Raw genomic sequence first — 19,977 nt, forward strand, 5'->3', positions numbered from 1 at the left:
AGCGCCTCCACCGAGCGCGGCACGCGGACCAGCGCGCCGAACTTGGTCAGCCGCCGCGCCGACGCCGACTGCGCCAGCGTCGCGACCAGCGGCATGCCCTCGGGGACCGCCGCGACCGCGATGGCGATGCCGCTGGCCACCGCCTGGCGCAGGCCGGTGCCGCGCAACAGCCCGAGGCCGCCCACCAGGGCGCCGCCGGCCACGCTGACGGGGAAGGCCCGGTTGGTGAGCTGGCTGAGCTGGTGCTGCAGGCCGATGTCCGACGACAGGTCGCCGGACACCAGCTCGGCGGCCCGGCGTTCCTGGGTGTCGGCCCCCACCGCGGTCACCAGGGCCACCGCGGTGCCGGCCACCACGGTGGTCCCGGCGTACAGCATGCAGCGACGCTCGGCGAGGTCGGCGCCCGGCGTGGCGTCGACCTGCTTCTCCACCGACAGCGACTCGCCGGTGAGCGTCGACTCGTCGACCTCGACGTCGACCTCCTCGACGATCCGGGCGTCGGCGGGCACCACCTCGTGCGTCCGGATCTCGATCACGTCGCCGGGGCGCAATTGCGCCGCGATGACGTCGGTGTACACCCGCTCGCCGTCGGGACCGGTCCCGACCTTCCGGGCCGGCGGGATCTGCTGTTCGAGCAGGCGGTTCAAGCGGTTCTCGGCGCGCAGCCGCTGGCTGGCGGCCAGGACGGAGTTCCCGGTCAGCACCGAGAAGACCAGGACGGCGTCGACGGGCGACCCGAGCACGGCGCTGGCCGCCGACCCGAGCGCCAGCACCGGGGTGAGCGGGTCGGTCAGCTCGGCGCGGACGGCCTTGAGGAGTTGCCAGACCGCGTGCGGGGGCGTCGGGGCCAGCCCTTCGGGCGAGGCCTCCGATGCGTGCGGCGGGGGGAGCGCCCGGCGCACCTGGTCGACCGACATCGCGTGCCATTCGTGGGCGGACGCCGGCCGCGGCGGGTCGGCGGCCATGATCCCGCGCGCCAGCAGGTAGCCGGACACCGCGCCCGCCGCCGCGCCGGTGGTCACCGGCCCGGGGCCCAGGCCGCGGATGCCCGGGATCATCAGCAGCGAGCCCATGGCCGTCGCGCCGGCCGCGATCCCGGCGCCGCGCTGGGTGGCGGCCTTGGCCGCCGGAAGCGCGTGCAGCACCCGCCACGCGGCCGCGAGATCGGGCAGCAGCAGGTCGGCACACCAGGGCGGCGGGCCCGCGCCGGGCTGCGGCAGCACGCCCAGGGCCACTTCGGCGGCCGAAATCGCTTGCGCGCCAAGCGATGACAGCACCGCCACGGTGCGACCGGCCCGTTGCAGGTCCGCCACCGCGTGGGCCAGGGCGTCATCGATGGAGCCCTTGCCCAACGGCTTCAGGTCGTCGAACGCGGGCCGCAACTCGCCCAGCGAGTCGACGTCGACCGACACCAGCTCGGCTCCCGTGCGGTGCGCCTCGGCGACCACGGCCGACGCCAAGGGGTCGTGGCCGGGGCGGAACAGCGCCTCGACGGCGGACCCCGGCTTGCCGGGCACCCGGTGCCAGCCCGGCCGGTGCCCATTGCGCTCCAGCACCCGCTGGGCGCGGTCCCACGCCGCGGACAGGTCGAGCTCGTCCGCGCCGCGGATGCGCGCCACCCGCAACCCGGTGGTGCACAACACGCGGGGGTCGATGACGATCGCGTCGATCCGGTCCAGGCGGCGCAGCGCGTCGGGCCGCAGCGAGAGCACCGCGTGGTGGTCGGCCAATCCGCGCCCGAGCGCCGCCGCGAACGCCTCCGGCGTGGTGCGGCTGGCCTTGGGCGCGGTCACCAGCACCGCGGTGGCGGCCATGTTCAGGTTGCGGGTGGTGGCGCCGACCAGCCCGGCGCCGAGCGCCTGGACGAGGGCGAACCGGCCCGCGTTGCGTTCCACGGTTCGGGCGCGGGGCGGCCTCGGCGGCGACGCGTCGCCGGGGGGTTGGTCGGCATAGCGGGCCAGCTCGGGTTCGTGCCTGCGCCACGCCGCGGCCTCGGCGCGGCACTCGGCGGCCTTCAGCGACTGCATCAGCAGGCCGACCGACAGCGACGCCGGGGCGAGCGTGACCGTTTCCGCCGCCGCCATGGCCAGCGCCAGCACCGTGTCCGTCGCGGGCCCGCCGATGCGGTCCTCGAGCAGGCGCCGCAGCCAGGGCTGGTAGTCCAGGGCCACGATGGGCGCCTGGACACCGATCGGCAATCGCGGCCAGCGCAGCGCCCGGCCCGCCAGCGCGACGCCCAGCCCCGCGGCGTTGGCGGCCAGCGTCACGGCCCTGGTCGCCGCCACCACGCCGTCGCCCGGAAGGGTGGTCGCCGACGCCTTGGGAGTTGCGCGGCAACGCTTTTCGGCGTCATCGATGAGGTGACAAAGGTCGCGCAGCGAGGTGTGGCCGTCGCCGAGGGTGACGACGACCCGGGACAGGGGGTGGTTCAGGCTGGCCGACGTGACGCCGGGGTGGGCCAGGATCGCGTCGAGCACGGCAACGCCGAGCTCGCCCGGGTCCGCGCCGTCCAGGCCGCGCACCTCGATCCAGGCGCGGTGATCGCCCCGCCAGCAGCGCCGGCTCAGCGTTTCGTGGGGCAGGTCACCGGTGAGCGCCCGGGCGCCTTCGCGCAGCGGAATCGCCGCGATGTCCAAGACTGTCGTGAGCGCCCGCAGCGGCGTCGATTGTTGTAACGACGTGACAATGCTCAAGGGCGGCTCAGACGGTTCTCAGTTGGTGCTGCGCAACTCGGCGGCGCCGGCACGCCGCCCGGCGGCCTTCTTGGCGGCCGGCTTGCCGGCGGCCTTCGCCGGCGCGACCTTCTTCGGCGCGGGCTCCGAGCGCACCGGCTTGAGGTTGGCCTTCGCCGCGGGGGGGCCCCCGTTCTTGTGCTGCATCCGGTGCAGCAACAGCGCGCCGCCGCCGACGGCCAGCAACACCGGCCACTCGACCAGGCCCGCGACCCCGATGGCGCCCAGGGCCAGCGCCGCGGCCGGCGTCGAATGGCTGCCGCTGCTGATTCCGCGCTTGATTCCCTCGGCGGCTCCCGTTACGCCGCCGACGATTCCATTGACCGCGGCGCCACCGACAGCACCCGCTGCCGCGGTGGTCGCGTCCGCCGCGCGACCCACGGTTTTGCCCACGTTGCGGACTGCCCCGCCGACGACACCCATGATCACTCCTCGGTATCTAGTCGCTCTCGCTGGGAACCGCGCGGCTACCTGTGTACCCGTTGAACGCAAAGTTAACAGCAACAACGAATTCGTGCTCGATAGCGAAAGCCTGCCACGTTACAAACGCGCGTACAACGAGTAACTTCTCAGGGCGGGCTCACACGCTCCTCACATCGATCAGCACCGGCGCATGATCGCTCGGCGCCTTGCCCTTGCGTTCGTCCCGGACGATCTGCGCGCCGGTGACGCGACCGGCCAGCGCCGGTGAGGCGAGGATGAAGTCGATGCGCATGCCCCGGTTCTTCGGGAACCTCAGCTGGGTGTAGTCCCAGTACGTGTAGACCCCCGGGCCCGGGGCGAAAGGCCTTACCACGTCGGTGAATTGCGCATCGACGATGGCGTCGAACGCCCGGCGCTCCGGTTCGGAGACGTGCGTGGCGCCGGTGTAGAACTCGGTGCTCCACACGTCCTCGTCGGTCGGGGCGATGTTCCAGTCGCCGACCAGCGCGATCGGGGCGGTGGGATCGTCGTGCAGCCAGCCGGCCGCCGTATCGCGCAGCGCCGCAAGCCAATTCAACTTGTAGGTGTAGTGCGGATCGCCCACGGCGCGACCGTTGGGCACATACAGGCTCCAGACCCGGATGCCGCCGCAGGTGGCGCCCAGCGCGCGCGCCTCGGCGGTGGCGGCCATCTCGGGCTTGGCGCTCCAGGTGGGCTGGCCCTCGAAGCCCACCTGCACGTCGTCGATGCCGACGCGAGAGGCGATGGCCACGCCGTTCCACTGGTTGAAGCCGACGTGTGCGACCTCGTAGCCGAGTTCGAAGAACGGCAGCGTGGGGAATTGGCTGTCGGAGCACTTGGTCTCCTGCATGGCCAGCACGTCGACCTCGGCGCGGGGAAGCCAGTCCAGGACGCGGTCCAGGCGGGTGCGGATCGAGTTCACGTTCCAGGTGGCCAGCCGCAGCGGCGATCGCAAGCGCGGCGAAGCCGGGCGCTGCGGGTCGACGCCATCCAGTCGCAGCGGCGATCGCATGGCTAGACGTTATCGAGTCGTCGCGCCCGCACGTAGCGCCGACGGTGGTGCAGCCGAAAGCCCAGCGACTCGGCCAGGGCGATCTTGTCGGTGTCGCTGTCGTCGAGCTCCACGTATGCGCGGGTCGCCCCGCCGCGCGCGCCCCATTCCAGCGCATCCTCGGACAGTGCCGCCGACAGGCCCAGCCACCTGGTGCCGCCCGGCGTGACGCTCGCGAGGTCGCGCACCAGGATGCGCTCCGTGAGCTCGACCGCGACCCCGGGCGGCAGCGCCAGCAGCCGCTCCGGGATCCCCAGCCGCGGCACCAGGCCGCGGCGCTCATACCAGGCCACGATCTCGGGAATGGCGGTGCCCCTTGCCGAAATATCCAGTGGCATGGCCGAATTGGCGACCGGACCGGCCCCTTGCCCGGCGCGCAGCAGCCAGCCGTCCAGCCAGGTGTGCTCGTCGCCGGGGAGGGCCGCGGCGGCCGCGCGCTCCAGCGCCCGGATGTCGGAGGTGCGCACCGGCGCGTCGGTCAGCGCGCGCAGCGCGACGACGTCGACGGGTGCGAACTCGACCACCGCGCCCGTTTTTGTCCGCACCCGCACCACCGGATCGACCGCCAGCAGGACTCCGACGGCATCGGTCAGCGGTGGGACCGACCCGGCGGGGCGCCGGTAGCGAACCGTCACCCGGGTCCCCAGGGCGGGCCACGAAACCATCAGTGACCGAACGGGTCCGGCCCCTCGCCCGGTAGCCACGACAGTCCCGGAACGCCCCAGCCGTGCGACTTCACGGCCCGTTTCGCGCTGCGGGCGTACCGGCCGATGAGGCGGTCCAGGTAGAGGAAGCCGTCCAGGTGGCCGGTTTCGTGCTGCAGCATCCGCGCGAACAGGCCGGTGCCCTCGATGGTGACCGGGTTGCCGTCGGCGTCGAGCCCGGTGACCCGCGCCCACTTCGCGCGGCCGGTGGGGAACGACTCGCCCGGGACCGACAGGCAGCCCTCCTCGTCGGCGCCCGGGTCCGGCATGGTCTCGGGGATATCGCTGGTTTCCAGCACCGGGTTGATGACGACGCCGCGCTGGCGGTCGGTCAGGCCGCGGTCTTCGGCGCAGTCGTAGACGAAGAGCCGCAGCCCGTATCCGATCTGATTGGCGGCCAGGCCGACGCCGTGCGCGGCGTCCATGGTGTCGTACATGGTCGCGATCAACCCGGGCAGGTCGGCCGGCAGCGAACCGTCGGCGGCGACGGGCACCGGCGCCGTCGGGGTGTGCAGGACGGGATCTCCCACGATCCGGATGGGTACGACTGCCATGGTCGGCAAGCTTATGCGCGGCGACATTGGAAGCTCATGGGAGCCCGCGAGCGTAACCGCACTGCGATTTTTCGATCAACTTTTCGCAGCCTGATTACGCTCGCGCGGCGGCGGGGGGAGCCGGGGCAATCGCGGCCAATCGGCCGACTCGCGGGTCTGCATTACGGCTTGAGGGTTCGCGGCGTGGTTCAATATTCGCCGAAACATGCCCCTATGTAAGAGTCATTCGAACACGTTGAGCATCGCCGGAAGGGTCCAGGGGAAGCGATATGGACAGCGCCATGGCGCGGGCAAATCGATCGGGGGACGACGCTGACATCGCCGATGGCCTCACCCGCCGTGAACACGACATCCTGGCGTTCGAACGCCAGTGGTGGAAGTACGCCGGGGTGAAGGAAGACGCCATCAAGGAGCTGTTCTCGATGTCGGCGACGCGTTACTACCAGGTCCTCAACGCGCTGGTCGATCGGCCCGAGGCGCTGGCCGCCGACCCGATGCTCGTGAAGCGGCTGCGGCGGCTGCGCGCCAGCCGGCAGAAGGCGCGCGCCGCCCGCCGTTTGGGCTTCGAGGTGACCTAACTCGCTACAGTGGGCTCGATGAAAGAGCGCGTTCCCGATTCCACGGGACTTCCACTCCGGGCCATGGTGATGGTGCTGTTGTTCCTGGGCGTCATCTTCCTGTTGCTCGGGTGGCAGGCGCTGAGTTCCTCCGGAAAGTCCGACGACGACTCGGCGTCGGCCGTCTCCACGACGACCAGCAGCGCCACCTCGCCGGCTACCACCAGCAGCGCAGCGGCCAATCAGGCCGAGGTTCGCGTCTACAACATCTCCAACAAAGAGGGCGTCGCCGCGCGCACCAAGGATCAGCTGACGTCGGCCGGTTTCAAGGTGACCGACGTCGGCAACCTGCCGCTGTCGGATGTTGCGGTCACCACCGTCTACTACACCGACGCCGACGGCGAGCACGCCACCGCCGACGCGGTGGGAAAAAACCTGGGAGCGCCGGTCCAGCCGCGGATTCCGGAGCTGGGCAACCAGCCGCCCGGCGTCATCGTCCTGGTGACGGGCTGACGTTGGCGCTGCTCCAATTTCGGGGGTCGTCGGGCTAGGCTTCCGCTATGCCCAAGCACCGCAATGCCGCTGCCGCCGCAATGTCCGCAATCGCATTGGTCAGCGCCTGCTCGTCGCCCCAGCACGCGTCGCAGGCCCCCGGCACCACGCCGGCGATCTGGACCGGAGCGGCCGCGCCGTCGCCCACCTCGGGCACCGACGGCACCGAACAGCAGCCGGCGGGGCAGAGCCTGACCACGCAACTGAAGACGCCCGACGGCGTTCAGGTCGCGACCGCGAAGTTCGATTTCAGCAACGGCTACGCCACCATCACCATCGCGACCTCCGGCCCGGGGCACCTCGCGCCCGGCTTCCACGGGGTGCACATCCACAAAGTGGGCAAGTGCGAGCCCAACTCGACGGCTCCGACCGGCGGCGCGCCCGGCGACTTCCTGTCCGCCGGCGGCCACTTCCAGGCGCCCGGGCATTCCGGCGAGCCGGCCAGCGGCGACCTGACGTCGCTTCAGGTCCGCAAGGACGGCGTGGGCATGCTGGTGACCACCACGGACGCGTTCGCCATGGAGGACCTGACGAGCGGCGAGAAGACGGCGATCGTCATCCATGCCGGCGCCGACAACTTCGCCAACATCCCGCCGGAGCGCTACAGCCAGACCAACGGAACGCCGGGCCCCGACCAGATGACGATGACGACCGGTGACGCCGGCAAGCGGGTGGCGTGCGGTGTCATCGGCGCCGGCTAGCAGGGCCAGAACCCGCATCGATTTCGCTCCCTCGCCACGGCCGACCATCGGCGTGGAGTGGGAGTTCGCCCTCGTCGACGCGCAGACACGCGACCTGAGCAACGAGGCCACCGCGGTCATCGCCGAGATCGGCGAAAACCCGCGCGTGCACAAGGAATTGCTGCGCAACACCGTCGAGGTGGTCAGCGGCATCTGCGACTGCACCGCGCAGGCGATGCAAGACCTGGGCGAGACCCTGCGCCCGGCCCGCCGGGTCGTGCGGGACCGCGGCATGGAGCTGTTCTGCGCAGGCACCCACCCCTTCGCCCGGTGGTCGGCCCAGAAGCTGACCGACGCCCCGCGCTACGCCGAGCTGATCAAACGCACCCAGTGGTGGGGCCGCCAGATGATGATCTGGGGGGTGCACGTCCACGTCGGGATCTCGTCGGCGAACAAGGTGATGCCGATCATGACCTCGCTGCTGAAGTACTACCCGCACCTGCTGGCGCTGTCGGCGTCGTCGCCGTGGTGGGGCGGCGAGGACACCGGCTATGCCAGCAACCGCGCGATGATGTTTCAGCAGCTGCCGACGGCGGGGCTGCCGTTTCACTTCCAGCGGTGGTCGGAGTTCGAGGGCTTCGTGCACGACCAGAAGAAGACCGGCATCATCGACCACATGGACGAAATCCGTTGGGACATCAGGCCTTCACCGCATCTCGGCACCATCGAGGTGCGGGTCTGCGACGGCGTGTCCAACCTGCGCGAGCTCGGCGCGTTGGTGGCGTTGACGCACTGCCTGATCGTCGACCTGGACCGCAGGCTCGACGCTGGCGACACGCTGCCCACCATGCCGCCGTGGCACGTGCAGGAGAACAAGTGGCGCGCCGCCCGCTACGGCCTGGACGCGGTGATCATCCTGGACGCCGACAGCAACGAGCGGCTGGTCACCGAGGACCTCGACGACGTGCTGACCCGGCTGGAGCCGGTTGCCAAGTCGCTGCACTGCGCCGACGAGCTGCGCGCGGTGGCCGACATCGTGACCCACGGCGCGTCGTATCAGCGCCAGCGGCGGGTGGCCGAGGAACACGACGGCGACCTGCGCGCCGTCGTCGACGCGCTGGTGGCGGAGCTGGACATCTGATGGCCGGTCCCGAACCCGTTGAGCGGGCGATGTTCCCGCTCGAGTCGGCGCTGCTGCCCGGCCAGGAGCTGCCGTTGCGCATCTTCGAGCCGCGCTACGGCGCGCTGGTGCGGCGCTGCCTGGACGCCGGCGAACCGTTCGGCGTCGTGCTGATCGCGCGGGGCCGCGAGGTCGGCGGAGGCGATGCGCGGTGCGACGTCGGCGTGCTGTCCCGGATCGCCGAGCACGCCGACCTCGGTGCGGGCCGCTACGCGTTGCGCTGCCGCACCGGCGAGCGGATCCGGGTGCACGAGTGGCTGCCCGACGATCCGTACCCCCGCGCGACGGTGAGCGTGTGGCCCGACGAGCCCGGGGAGCCGGTGAGCGCCGCGCAGCTGGTCGAACTCGAGGACCGCGTGATGGCGCTGTTCGAGCGGATCGCGGCGGCCCGCGACGCCCGGCTGCCGGGGCGCGACGAGCTCCTGGGTTGCGGCGAGGGCGATGCCGGGCAGCGGCTGTTCGAGCTGGCTTCTCGCATCCCGATCGGCACGGCCGACCGCTACAGCGTGCTGTCGGCGCCGTCGGCCGCCGACCGATTCGCGGCGCTGGGCGACGCCGTGGACGCGCTTGCCGACATGGTGGAGTTCCAGCTGTCCGAATAGGGGGCAACGCGATGAGCGCCGACGTGACTGTCGACATCAACGAGGGCGTGGCGGTGTTGACGCTGAATCGTCCCGACCACCTCAACGCCTACACCGCCGACATGGGCCGGCTGCTGAGCCGGGCCTACCGGGACTGCGACGGCGACGATGCCGTCCGCGCCCTCGTGGTGACCGGGGCGGGCCGCGCCTTCTGCGTGGGAGCGGACTTCTCGGGCAACATCTCGCCGTTCGACTCCCCGGCCGGCGACAGCGGGTTCTCGGCGTCGCCGATCGACCCCGCCGCGTTCGAGTTGCGCAAGCCGGTGATCGCCGCGCTCAACGGCCACGCCATCGGTATCGGCCTGACGATCGCGCTGCAGGCCGACATCCGCATCGTCGCCGAAGACGCCAAATACGGTGTGGTGCAGGTGCGCCGGGGCGTGATCCCGGACTGCGCGTCGCACTGGACGCTGGCGCACCTGGCCACCCTGGGGGTGGCCGCCGAGCTGCTGCTCACGGGGCGCACCTTCACCGGCGCCGAGGCGGTGGCGCTCGGCGTCGCGAACCGGGCGCTGCCCGCCGAGCGGGTGCTCGACCATGCCCTGGACATCGCCCGCGACATCGCGGCCCACGTGGCGCCGATGTCGGCGGCGTTGTGCAAGCGGCTGCTCTGGGACAGCGCGATCAACAACTACAGCCCGCGGCAGGTCGCGTCGCTGGAAACCCAGCTGCACCACCGCGTGATGGGCACCGCCGACGCCCGCGAAGGGGTCACCGCGTTCCTCGATCGGCGGCCACCGCGGTTCAGCTCGCGGCTGTCGGCCGACTGGGCAGAACTGCCGGAGCCGTGAGCCTCAGGCGCGCTCGTCGAATGTGCGGTGGTGCACTCGGCTGTGAACCCACGGCGGGGATTCGGTTGAAATCCCACCCCAGGTACACGCTCGAACGCCTGGGTGCCCACCCAATTCACGCTCTGTCGCAAAGCGTTTCGGAGAGGGTCCACCAGTCCGCCGCGCGCTGCTCGTCGCGCGCGTACGGCGCGACCGCGTCGCTGATGGCGCAGTCTTCCAGGTACAGCGCGCCCTTGCCCGCCAGCTCCGGGCTGACCGCCGCCCACACCTGGGTGGCCGCGCCCTGCTCGGGTGCGACAAGGTCGAGCGCGCCGCCGCGGGCGGCGGCCATCTCGCGCAGCCGGGCGAAGTCGGCGCGGGACATGTAGCGCGCCAACGACGTTGCCACGGTGCCGGGGTGCACGGCGAAGGCGCGGATGCCCGACCCGCGCAGCCGCCGGTCCGCCTCGGTCGCGTGCAGGATGTTCGCGGTCTTGGACGCCCCGTACGCGACGAACTTGTCGTATTCCCTGCGTTCCCAGTTGGGGTCGTCGAAGTCGACGTCGCCCAGCGCGTGGCCTGCCGAGGACAGGGTGACGATGCGCGCGCTCCCCGCCGCGGCGAGTTGCCCGACGAGCAGGCGGGTGAGCTCGAAGTGCCCGAAATGGTTTGTGCCGATTTGGTTTTCGAAACCATCGCTGGTACGGCCGAACGGGGTGAACATGACGCCGGCGTTGTTCATGAGGACGTCGATCACCGGTGCGATCTCGCCGATGGCGCTCGCCGCCGCGCGGACGCCGGCCAACGCGGTCAGATCGAGCGGCACCGTCGAGACCCGGGCGCCGGGAGCCTCGCCCGCGATCCACTGGGCCGTCTGCGCCAGGGCGTCGGGGTTGCGTGCGGCCAGGACGACGTGCGCGCCGGCGGTGGCCAGCGCCCGTGCCGACTCGCGGCCCAAGCCCGAGGAGGCGCCCGTGATCACACAGGTCTGGCCCGACAGGTCGATTCCATCGACGACCTGCAGCGCGGTGGGACGTTCCGTCATGCTCGATGACAGTAGTGCTAGCGCGCGGGGTTGAGCTCCAATGCCATCGTGTCCGCAGCGGGCTCGGCCGGCGCGGCCGCGTTTCTGATGCCGAGGCCGCCGATCACGGCGCCCGCGAAGAACAGCGCCGCGCTGACCTGCAGCAGCCGGGTGAAGCTGGCGTCGGTCAGCCGGTTGGCCGTTATCAGGCCCACGCAGGCCACCGCGATCAGCGCGGAGGTGCGCCCCGTCGCGTTCTGGATCGCGGCGGCGATCCCGCTGTGCGCGGACTTGACGGCGGACAGGTTGACCGCGGTCAGCGGCGTGATGGCCAGGACCATGCCGACGGCCAGCAGCGTCCGGCCGGGCAGCACGTCCGAGACGAGGTGGAATCCGTGGGCGGCGGGACGGATCAGCAGCAGCCCCACCCCGGCCAGCGCCGGCCCGACGATCAGGAAGACGCGGTACCCGAGCCGGGCGGCCAGTCCGCCGACGCCGCGGGCGAACACGAACGACATGATCGGGCTGGGCAGGGTCGTCAGGCCCGCGGCGGTGGCGGAATACCCCGCGACCTCCTGCAGGTACAGGCCCAGGGCCAGCGAGCCCATCGTGATGCCGCCGTAGACGAACGCGGTGACCGCGTTGGCTCCCGCGAAATTGCGGGTCGCGAACAGGCTGAGCGGCACCATCGGGTGTGGGGTGCGGCGCTGCCACGCCACGAATGCCAGCAGTGCCGTGATCCCCACCGCCAGCGCCGCCCGGACCAGGGGGTCGCCCCAGCCCCGGCGACCCTGTTCGATCAGCGCGTACACCGTGGCGGCCAGGCCGACGGCCGACAGCGCCGCACCCGCGACGTCGACGCGGGAGCGGTCGGCGGGCGCGGGCGTCGGGGGTAGCGAAAACGTCAGCGCGAAACCGACGGCCATCGGGATCGCCGACAGGACGTAGATCCAGCGCCAGTTCAGGAAGTCCACGGCCAGCCCACCCAGCAGCGGCCCCACGGCGAAAGCGGTGCTGGTCCACGCCGTCCACGACCCGATCGCCGCGGGCCGGTCCGCGGGGTCGAACGATGAGTTGATCAGTGCCAGCGAGCCGGGCACCAGGAACGCACCGCCCAACCCCTGCACGAGGCGCCCGGCGATCAGCATCGCCGGGGTGCCGGCGGTGGCCGCCAGCACCGAGCCCGCCCCGAACGCCGCCAGGCCGAAGCGCAGCACCGGGATGCGGCCGAAGAGATCCGAGATCGCGCCGCCCGGCAGCACCATGGCCGCCACCGCGAGCAGGTAACCGTCGACCACCCATTGCTGCGAGCACATGCCCCCGCCCAGCTCGCGCGCCGTGGCCGGCAGGGCCAGATTCACCACGGTGCCATCGAGGAAGGCGACCGTCGACACCAGGATCGCGACCACGATGACGCGCGTCGTCGGCGCTGCCGTGATCATCGCTTCTCCATGCCGTTAGGTAGGCGACCGGGTTACAGCTAAGTGGTCACGAACCAACCGGCCGAACGGTTCAGGCGTGGGCCGCAATGCGTTTCACCAGTTGCGGTGCCACGTCCCGATGAAGTGGTCCGATCACGGCCCAGACCGCGCGGGCGGCGATCTTGTTGGCGTACTGGACGCGGGTGGTGAGCACGGCCCGGCCAGCCTCGCGGCGCAGCGTCAGCTCGCCGCGCATGAGCGGTCCGGCCGTCATCAGCACGACCTCGTCGCGGTCCGAACGGGTGATCGGCCAGCCGATGATGTGCTGGGGCGAGGAATACGGGCCGAGCCGAAATCTCAGGACGTGGCGGTGAATCCAGAGGACCAGCCTGCCGCCCGAGCCCGGCCGGTCGCCCACCGCGTCGCGGAACGCCTGTTCGGTGGTGCGCGAATCGCCCTGAGCCAGCGCGGCTTCGAAGACGTCCGTGTAGTCGGCTCCGGTGGCCGCGGCCGCGATGCGGTGCAGCGTCCAGCGCACCGCGACGCGGTGACCGCCGGTGCCGATGACCAGCGCGCGGTAGGCCTTGCCGTGAATGCCGGGGAAGGCGGCCCAGGTCAGCGCGCGCACCCGGGTGCGGTGCGCCGACTCGGCCTGCAATTCGAACACCCAGCGATAGACCGCGAACGGGTGGCGGCCCTTCAGCGCGAACCGCTCGGGCGGCCGCGCCTCGTCCAGCACGAAGCCGGTGGGGACGGTCGACGGGTCGTGCGGGTCGCGGCACATCACCCGCAGCAGCGCCGACCACGTGTCGTCACGATTCGCGTCGACGGTTATGGCATGCTCATCGATATAGGGTAATCGTTCCATATAGAAGGAATGTACTAGATCATGGCGCCACCGCGGAAGCACGAAACCGATGTGATCCTCGACGCAGCCCGCGCGCTCGTGCTCGACGGCGGGCCGCGCGCCGCCAGTGTCGCGGCGATATCGAAGGCGAGCGGCGCGCCCGCGGGCACGCTGTATCACCGGTTCGGCAACCGCGACGGCATCCTGACGGCGGCGTGGCTGCGGGCGCTGCAACGCTTTCAGGCGCGGGCGATGGCCGCCGACGGTGAAACTGCCCTCGCTACCGCCGCAGCCATGGCCGCGGCCGCGGTCAGCTTCGCGCGCGCATTGCCCGACGACGCCCGGCTGTTGCTGACGATCCGCCCGGGTGACCTGCTCGACGGCGAGCCGGACGCGGCGTTCCGCCAGACGCTCGCCGCGATGAACGCGCCGCTGACCGAGCGGCTCGCGACGCTGGCGAGGCAACTGTACGGACGCGCTGACCGGCGATCGGTCGATGCGGTCGCGCGAGCGGTCGCCGACCTGCCGTACGCGGTGGTGCGGCGCCACGCACACGACGATCCGATGCCGAAATGGCTGGAGGCCGACGTCGCGGCGTCGGCGCGGGCGGTGCTAGAGAGTTTTCGCGAACGCGCGTAGGGCGTCGACCTGCGCGGGATCCAGGGATGGGCGCACGGCCTTGTGGGCGGCCTCGAGGTCGGCGGCCGTGACGTCGGAGGCGTCGATGGAGCGCCGCATGGCGCCCAGCGCGGCCTCGCGCAGCAGGGCGACGCAGTCGGCGGCGCTGTAGCCGTCGAGCCCGGCGGCCACCTCGTCGAGGTCGACGTCGTCGCTCAGTGGGATGGATTTGCCTGCGGTGCGCAGGATTTCGCCGCGGGCCGCGGCGTCGGGCGGTTCGACGAACACCAGCCGCTCCAGCCGGCCGGGCCGCAGCAGGGCGGGGTCGATCAGATCGGGACGGTTGGTGGCGCCCAGCACCACGACGTCGCGCAGCGGGTCGATGCCGTCCAGCTCGGTCAGCAGCGCGGCCACCACGCGGTCGGTGACCCCGGAGTCGAAGCTCTGCCCGCGCCGGGGCGCCAGCGCGTCCACCTCGTCGAGGAAGATCAGCGACGGCGCCGAGTCCCGGGCGCGCCGAAAGAGTTCGCGCACCGCCTTTTCCGAGCTGCCCACCCACTTGTCCATCAGCTCGGAGCCCTTGACGGCGTGCACGGACAGCTGGCCGGTGCTGGCCAGGGCGCGGACCACGAACGTCTTGCCGCAGCCGGGCGGGCCGTACAGCAGCACGCCCCGCGGCGGGTCGACGCCCAGGCGGGCGAACGTGTCGGGATGCTGCAGCGGCCACAACACCGCCTCGGTCAGGGCCTGCCTGGCCTCGGCCATGTCGCCCACGTCGTCGAGCGTGACGTTGCCGACGGTCAATTCCGCACTGGCCGAACGGGACAGCGGCCGGATGACGGTCAGCGCGCCGACGAGGTCGTCCTGGCTCAGCCGGGGCGGTTGGCCGTCGGCGCTGGCCCGGGACGCCGCGCGCAGCGCGGCCTCGCGCACCAGGGCGGCGAGGTCGGCGACGACGAAACCCGGTGTGCGGGCGGCGATCTCGTCGAGGTGCACCTCGCCGGTGGGCACCGGCTTGAGCAGCGCCTCCAGCAGCGCCTTGCGGGTGGCGCCGTCGGGGAGCGGCAGGCCCAGCTCACGGTCGCACAGGTCGGGCGCGCGCAGCCGCGCGTCGAGCTGGTCGGGGTGTGCGGAGGTGGCGATCAACGCGACGCCGGCGGTGGCGACGGCCGCGCGCAGCTCGCCCAGGATCAGGGCGGCGACCGGCTCGGCGGTGGCGGGCAGCAGCGCGTCGACGTCGGCGATCAGCAGCACGCCGCCGCCGTCGCGAACCTTCTGCACCGCCGCGGCAACGGCTTTCAGCCGATCGTCGGCGGCCAGCGCGCCGACCTCGGGGCCGTCGAGCTCGATACGCCGGCGGCCGTCGCACACCGCGCGCACCAGCGTCACCTTGCCGACGCCGGCCGGGCCCGACACCAGCACCCCGAGGTTGGGGCCGGCGCCCAGGGCCTTCAGCAGGTGCGGTTCGTCGAGCGACAGCTTGAGCCATTCGGCGAGCTTGGCGGCCTGCGGCTGGGAGCCCTTCAGCTCCTCGATGAGGATCTCCGGGGTGCCGGTGGTCAGCTGTTCGCGCGGCGCCGGCACTCCGGTTACCCAGCTGACCAACGAGTTCGGCTGCACGCTGACCGGCCCCTCCGGATCGACGCCGGTGACGGTCAACAGCTCCGAGGTCCAGCTGATCCCGACCGAGGCGGCCAGCGCGCGGGTCGCGTCGGACGTCGAGGTCCCGGGCCCCAGATCGCGGGGCAGCAGTGACACGGCGTCGCCGACGGTCATCACCTTGCCGAGCAACGCCTGCCGCAGCGTGACGGGCGTGATCGAGTTGACGGCCATCGACGAGCCGGACAGCGTCACCGACCGCGCGCCGTAGACGCTGACCGCGCCGATGATCACCTCGGTGCCCTCCCGCAGCCCGGCGTTGGACAGCGTGACGTCGTCGAGCAGCACGATGCCGACGGGCGTGTCCGGGCCGGCCAGGCCCGCGACCGCCGCCGTCGTCCGCGACCCGGTGAGCGACACCGCGTCCCACTCCCGGATGCCAAGGGCCGCGACGGCGTTGGGATGCAGCCGGACGACGCCGCGGCGGGAGTCGACGGCGGAGGTGTTCAACCTTGCGGTGAGGGTGAGCTGACGGGCCTCGCCGGAGGCCGGGATCATCGCAGGCGCCCGCTCGGCTTCCGCAGCCCCAACCGCGTCATGGACCGGCGGCTCGGCTGGGCCCGGCGGTTGGCGCGCCGCACGGCGCGCTGCTGCTTGGGCTGGTCGCCCCACACTTCGGGATGCCGGTCCAGCCAGCGCTTGTTGCGCACGGCGAACGGGACGTGGCACAGGTAGGCGACGATGATCACCCAGATGGTGATGAAGGGCTGCAGCACCGCAGCGGCGGCGAAGACCACCAGCACCAGCAGCACCGCGGTGGCGTAGTTCGGCGGCACCCGCACGGCGTGCATCTTTTTCATCGGGATCCCGCTGACCATGAGCATCGACGTCCCGGTCACCCAGATGCACAGGAACCACACCGAGGTCCACCAGCCCTCACCGAACTGCAGTTTGAGCCCCATCAGGCCGATCATCGAGACGGCGCCCGCGGGCGCGGGCATCCCGACGAAGAATTCGTGCGCGTAGGCGGGCTGGTTCCCATCGTCGGCCAGCGCGTTGTAGCGCGCCAGCCGCAGCACCACGCACACCGCGTACAGCAGCACCACCACCCAACCGATCGGCCAGCGCGACAGCATCGACACGTAGAGCACCAGCGCGGGCGTCACCCCGAAATTCACCGCGTCGGCCAGGGAGTCGATCTCCGCGCCCATCCGCGACTGGGCGTCGAGCATGCGGGCCACCCGGCCGTCGAGCCCGTCCAGGATGGCGGCGGCGACGATCAGCGCCATCGCGGGCACCGGCTGGTGCAGCAGGGCGAACCGGATGGAGGTCAGACCCGCGCAGATGGACAGCACCGTCATCGCGCTGGGCAGGATCTGCAAGTTGACCGCCCGCCTCCCGCGGGGCTTGTCGCTCATGGCAGCTCGGCCAGCACGGTCTCGCCGCCGACCGCGCGCTGGCCGACCTGGACCAGCGGTTCCGTCCCGGGCGGCAGGTAGGTGTCCAGCCGGGAGCCGAACCGGATCAGGCCATAGGTTTCGCCGATCGTCAGCTTGTCCCCGACGTGGGCGTCGCAGATGATGCGGCGCGCCAGCAGCCCCGCGATCTGCACCGCCACGACGTCGGCGCCGGTGTCGGTCCGGATCCGCAGGCTGGTGCGCTCGTTCTCGGTGCTCGCCGCGGCCAGGTCGGCCGAGCCGAACCGGCCCGGCCGGTGCTGCACGGCGACCACCTCACCGCTCACCGGGGCCCGCTGCACGTGGGCGTCCAGCAGCGACAGGAAGATGCTGACCCGCGGCAACGGGGCGTCGCCCATGCTCAATTCGGCGGGCGGGACGGCCGAGTCGATCACGCAGATCTCGCCGTCGGCGGGCGCCACGACCGCGCCGGGCCGGGTGGGCGGCACCCGCTTGGGGTGCCGGAAGAACCCCGCGCAGGCGGCGGCGGCCAGCAGGCCCGCCCGCCGCACCCAGCGGTGGTTGCGGCCGGCGAGGGCGGCCACCAGGCCGGCGGCGACGAACGGCCGGCCGGCCGGGTGCACGGGCGGAACGGCGGAGCGCACCAACTCGAGGGCGTGCTGCGGGCTGAAGGCCGGGTCCTCGGCGGTGGGGCCCACGGTGCGGGGGCGTCTTGCCACGCGGCCATCTTACGGAGCCCCGGTGGTTGCCCAAGGCGCGCACGGGGAACGATTCGTGGGAAATGTATTCGGACGACGGCTGGGCGGCGCGGGTGCGCCGCGCGAAGATGGGGGTCACCGCCGCATTCCTCGCGCACGCGGTGCTGTTTTCGTCGTGGGCCGCCCACATTCCGCGGGTCAAGGCCGAGCTGGGGCTGTCCGACGCCGCGCTGGGAACGGCGTTGTTCGGCGCCCCGCTGGGGTCGGTCGCGGCCACGCTTCTGAGCCACTGGGCGCTGCCGCGCTGGGGCAGCGCCCGGCTGGTTCGCGTCACGGTGGCCGGATACGCCGCCGCCGGTGCCTCGGTCGGGCTGGCCGGGTCCGGCGCGTGGTTGTTCGGGGCGCTGGCGCTGTGGGGCTTCTTCCAGGGGGCGCTGGACGTCGCGATGAACACCCAGGGCGCCGCCGTCGAGCGGCTCGCCCGGGCCGCGATCATGTCCCGGTTTCACGGCATGTGGAGCGTCGGGGCGCTGGCCGGGGCCCTGATCGGCGCGGCGTGCGTCGGCGCGGGCGTCGGTCTGCTTCCGCAGTTGGCGGTCCTCGGCGTCGTGGCCGTGGCCGTGGTGGAGACCCTGACCCGGCCCCTGATCGCCGACGAGGCAGCCGGACCCGAGCCCGGCGCGGGCCGGCCCGGGCGGGCCTGGCTGACGCCGGCCGTGGGAGTCCTTGCGGCCGTGGCATTTGCGTCTTTCCTGTGCGAGGGTGCCGCCACCGACTGGTCGGCCACCTACGTGCGCGACGTGGTCGGCGCCGGGCCGGTCGTCGCGGCGTGCAGCTACGCCGCCTACACGTGTGCGATGGTCGTCACCCGGTTCGGCGCGGTGCGGCTGCAGTCCCGGGTTTCGGCTCGCGTGTTGCTGCCGGCCCTCGCGTCGTTCGCCGCGGTCGCCATGGCCGTCACGCTCGCGGCCGCCGATCCGGTCGTCAGCGTCGTCGGATTCGCCGCGTTGGGGGCGGGGGTGGCGTTGCTGGTGCCGACCGCGTTCAGCGCCGCCTACTCGGCGAGCGGCGCGGGATCGGCGATCGCGATCGTCGCCGCAACCGGGTGGGTGGGCTACCTGCTCGGCCCGCCGCTGATCGGCCATCTGGCCGGCCGGGTCGGGCTGGCGGGGGCGCTGGTCGCCATTCCGGTGATCCTCGCCGCCGCCGGCGTCGCGATCCGCTGCAGCCGGGCCTTCGACCAGCCTCAGCTCAGGTCCCAGACCTGCAATTCAGTCCCCTCGGACACCTCGACGACGTCTTCGGGGATGTCCAGCAGCGCGTTGGCCGACGCCAGCCACCGCAGGTGGTGGGACGCCGGCGGGCCGTAGCTGGTGACGCTGCCGGCGTCGCGGTCGAGGATCGCGCGCCGGAACTGGCGCTTGCCGCGCGGCGAGGTCAGCGATTCGGCGAGCACCGCCGGGCGGTGCGGCCGCTCCGGGTCCGGCAGGCCCATTGCCCGGCGGAGCGCGGGGCGGATGAACACCTCGAAGGACACCAGCGCGCTGACCGGGTTGCCGGGCAGGGTGACGATCGTCGCGCCGGCCACCCGCCCGATGCCCTGCGGCATACCCGGCTGCATCGCCACCTTCACGAAGTCGACGCCCTGGTCGCCCTCGCGCCCGAACGCGTCCTTGACCACCTCGTAGGCGCCGGCGCTGACGCCGCCGCTGGTGATGATGAGGTCGGCGTCGGCGGCGTACCGGTCCAGGATCGAGCTGAACTGCGCGACATCGTCTTCGGCGGTCGCGACGGCGATCACCTCGGCGCCCGCCTCGCGGACCGCCCCGGCCAGCATGATCGAGTTGGACTCGTAGATCTGCCCGGGCCGCAGCGCCTCGCCCGGCGACACCAGCTCCGAGCCGGTGGACATCACCAGCACCCGCTGGCGCGGGACGACCGGCAGCTCGGCCATTCCCAGCGCCGCCGCCAGGCCGAGCACGGCCGGGGTCACCACCTGGCCCTGGCGCAGCACGGTGGTGCCGGGGGCGACGTCCTCGCCCGCCCGCCGGATGTGCGCGCCGGCCGGGCGCGGACTGCGGATCGCCACCGAGTCCACCCCGCCGTCGGTGTCCTCGACCGGCACGACGGCCGTCGTCCCGGCCGGCACCGGCGCGCCGGTCATGATCCGGTGCGCGGTCTTGGGTTGCAGCGTCAGCTCGTCGGTGCGCCCGGCCGGGATGTCCTCGGCGACTTCCAGCACCACCGGGTGGTCGGCGGTGGCGCCCGCGACATCCTCGGCTCGCACCGCGTAGCCGTCCATCGCGGAGTTGTCGAAGACCGGCAGCGCCAGCGGGGCAACCACGTCGTCGGCCAACACCAGCCCCTGGGCGTCGGCCAGCGCGACCGCGACCGATGGGCGGGCGCGGATCATCTCCGCTACGACTCGCTGATGCTCTTCGACTGACCGCACCCGGCCATTATCGGCCCTCCCCGATCGGTGCCTCG

The 19,977-nt window shown here is 72.3% G+C and carries 18 protein-coding genes and 2 pseudogenes; 8 read left to right on the top strand and 12 right to left on the bottom strand.

Going from position 1 to position 19,977, the window contains the following annotated elements:
* The 5 genes and pseudogenes from A5673_RS21450 to A5673_RS21470 all read right to left on the bottom strand — a co-directional run.
* Window positions 1-2,693: pseudogene (locus A5673_RS21450) on the bottom strand (cation-translocating P-type ATPase); the annotation flags it as partial.
* A gap of 18 nt (window positions 2,694-2,711) precedes the next feature.
* On the bottom strand, window positions 2,712-3,155 hold the full coding sequence (locus tag A5673_RS21455; protein ID WP_068237237.1) for a hypothetical protein: 444 nt from the start codon (window positions 3,153-3,155) through the stop codon (window positions 2,712-2,714).
* A 157-nt stretch (window positions 3,156-3,312) separates the two neighbouring features.
* Window positions 3,313-4,119, bottom strand: coding sequence for an exodeoxyribonuclease III (locus A5673_RS21460; RefSeq protein ID WP_068237240.1), 807 nt, complete (start codon window positions 4,117-4,119; stop codon window positions 3,313-3,315).
* Between the two features lie 71 nt (window positions 4,120-4,190).
* On the bottom strand, window positions 4,191-4,892 hold the full coding sequence (locus A5673_RS21465; RefSeq protein ID WP_068237139.1) for a GCN5 family acetyltransferase: 702 nt from the start codon (window positions 4,890-4,892) through the stop codon (window positions 4,191-4,193).
* The gene (locus A5673_RS21470; protein ID WP_068237143.1) at window positions 4,892-5,485 is read right to left on the bottom strand and encodes a peptide deformylase; all 594 of its coding nucleotides are present in this window, start codon (window positions 5,483-5,485) and stop codon (window positions 4,892-4,894) included. The genes A5673_RS21465 and A5673_RS21470 overlap by 1 nt, the downstream gene beginning before the upstream one ends.
* A gap of 269 nt (window positions 5,486-5,754) precedes the next feature.
* Here A5673_RS21470 and A5673_RS21475 point away from each other — a divergent pair, with 269 nt between their 5' ends.
* Genes A5673_RS21475 through A5673_RS21500 form a run of 6 tightly spaced genes read left to right on the top strand, consistent with a single transcriptional unit; the run spans window position 5,755 to window position 9,886 of the window.
* Window positions 5,755-6,063, top strand: a complete 309-nt coding sequence (locus tag A5673_RS21475) for a DUF3263 domain-containing protein (RefSeq protein ID WP_066917645.1) — start codon at window positions 5,755-5,757, stop codon at window positions 6,061-6,063.
* Between the two features lie 18 nt (window positions 6,064-6,081).
* Window positions 6,082-6,555, top strand: a complete 474-nt coding sequence (locus A5673_RS21480; RefSeq protein WP_068237146.1) for a LytR C-terminal domain-containing protein — start codon at window positions 6,082-6,084, stop codon at window positions 6,553-6,555.
* A gap of 47 nt (window positions 6,556-6,602) precedes the next feature.
* Window positions 6,603-7,295 carry a superoxide dismutase family protein gene (locus A5673_RS21485; RefSeq protein ID WP_068237149.1) on the top strand — a complete coding sequence of 231 codons (693 nt, stop codon included), beginning with the start codon at window positions 6,603-6,605 and terminating at the stop codon, window positions 7,293-7,295.
* Window positions 7,276-8,415 (top strand): glutamate--cysteine ligase, encoded by a 1,140-nt coding sequence (locus A5673_RS21490; RefSeq protein ID WP_082958881.1) that lies wholly within the window; start codon window positions 7,276-7,278, stop codon window positions 8,413-8,415. Before A5673_RS21485 ends, A5673_RS21490 begins: the two co-directional genes overlap by 20 nt.
* The gene (locus A5673_RS21495; RefSeq protein ID WP_068237160.1) at window positions 8,415-9,056 is read left to right on the top strand and encodes an LON peptidase substrate-binding domain-containing protein; all 642 of its coding nucleotides are present in this window, start codon (window positions 8,415-8,417) and stop codon (window positions 9,054-9,056) included. Before A5673_RS21490 ends, A5673_RS21495 begins: the two co-directional genes overlap by 1 nt.
* 11 nt (window positions 9,057-9,067) lie before the next feature.
* A complete protein-coding gene (locus A5673_RS21500; RefSeq protein WP_068237163.1) occupies window positions 9,068-9,886 on the top strand; it encodes an enoyl-CoA hydratase-related protein in 819 nt (272 codons plus the stop codon).
* 115 nt (window positions 9,887-10,001) lie between these two features.
* Here the strand turns inward: A5673_RS21500 and A5673_RS21505 are convergent, their stop codons facing one another.
* The 3 genes from A5673_RS21505 to A5673_RS21515 all read right to left on the bottom strand — a co-directional run bounded on the left by A5673_RS21505 (window position 10,002) and on the right by A5673_RS21515 (window position 13,178).
* Window positions 10,002-10,910 carry an SDR family NAD(P)-dependent oxidoreductase gene (locus A5673_RS21505; RefSeq protein WP_068237165.1) on the bottom strand — a complete coding sequence of 303 codons (909 nt, stop codon included), beginning with the start codon at window positions 10,908-10,910 and terminating at the stop codon, window positions 10,002-10,004.
* Between the two features lie 17 nt (window positions 10,911-10,927).
* Entirely contained in the window at window positions 10,928-12,331 is a 1,404-nt protein-coding gene (locus A5673_RS21510; RefSeq protein WP_068237168.1) for an MFS transporter, read from the bottom strand.
* 70 nt (window positions 12,332-12,401) lie between these two features.
* The gene (locus A5673_RS21515; protein ID WP_068237178.1) at window positions 12,402-13,178 is read right to left on the bottom strand and encodes a hypothetical protein; all 777 of its coding nucleotides are present in this window, start codon (window positions 13,176-13,178) and stop codon (window positions 12,402-12,404) included.
* A 21-nt stretch (window positions 13,179-13,199) separates the two neighbouring features.
* On the opposite strand from A5673_RS21515, the gene A5673_RS21520 reads away from it, so the two are divergent.
* Window positions 13,200-13,796: a TetR/AcrR family transcriptional regulator gene (locus A5673_RS21520; protein WP_068237179.1), complete on the top strand. Its 597-nt coding sequence runs from the start codon at window positions 13,200-13,202 to the stop codon at window positions 13,794-13,796.
* Here A5673_RS21520 and A5673_RS21525 read toward each other — a convergent pair.
* From A5673_RS21525 to A5673_RS21535, 3 genes are read right to left on the bottom strand one after another with little or no spacing between them, the layout of a single operon-like run.
* Complete coding sequence (locus A5673_RS21525) at window positions 13,770-15,932, bottom strand: AAA family ATPase (protein WP_068237193.1); 2,163 nt, start codon at window positions 15,930-15,932, stop codon at window positions 13,770-13,772. The genes A5673_RS21520 and A5673_RS21525 overlap by 27 nt on opposite strands.
* Window positions 15,929-16,792: a CDP-diacylglycerol--serine O-phosphatidyltransferase gene (pssA, locus tag A5673_RS21530; RefSeq protein WP_068237200.1), complete on the bottom strand. Its 864-nt coding sequence runs from the start codon at window positions 16,790-16,792 to the stop codon at window positions 15,929-15,931. The genes A5673_RS21525 and pssA overlap by 4 nt, the downstream gene beginning before the upstream one ends.
* A complete protein-coding gene (locus A5673_RS21535; protein WP_197518446.1) occupies window positions 16,789-17,511 on the bottom strand; it encodes a phosphatidylserine decarboxylase in 723 nt (240 codons plus the stop codon). Before A5673_RS21535 ends, pssA begins: the two co-directional genes overlap by 4 nt.
* A 62-nt stretch (window positions 17,512-17,573) precedes the next feature.
* Between A5673_RS21535 and A5673_RS21540 the strand changes: the two are divergent.
* Window positions 17,574-18,734: pseudogene (locus A5673_RS21540) on the top strand (MFS transporter); the annotation flags it as partial.
* Window positions 18,735-18,736: 2 nt separating this feature from the next.
* Here the strand turns inward: A5673_RS21540 and glp are convergent.
* The gene (gene glp, locus A5673_RS30155) at window positions 18,737-19,942 is read right to left on the bottom strand and encodes a gephyrin-like molybdotransferase Glp (RefSeq protein WP_068237203.1); all 1,206 of its coding nucleotides are present in this window, start codon (window positions 19,940-19,942) and stop codon (window positions 18,737-18,739) included.
* Window positions 19,943-19,977: the final 35 nt, after the last annotated feature.

It is taken from the genome of Mycobacterium sp. E3198 (assembly GCF_001667015.1).
GTDB lineage: Bacteria > Actinomycetota > Actinomycetes > Mycobacteriales > Mycobacteriaceae > Mycobacterium.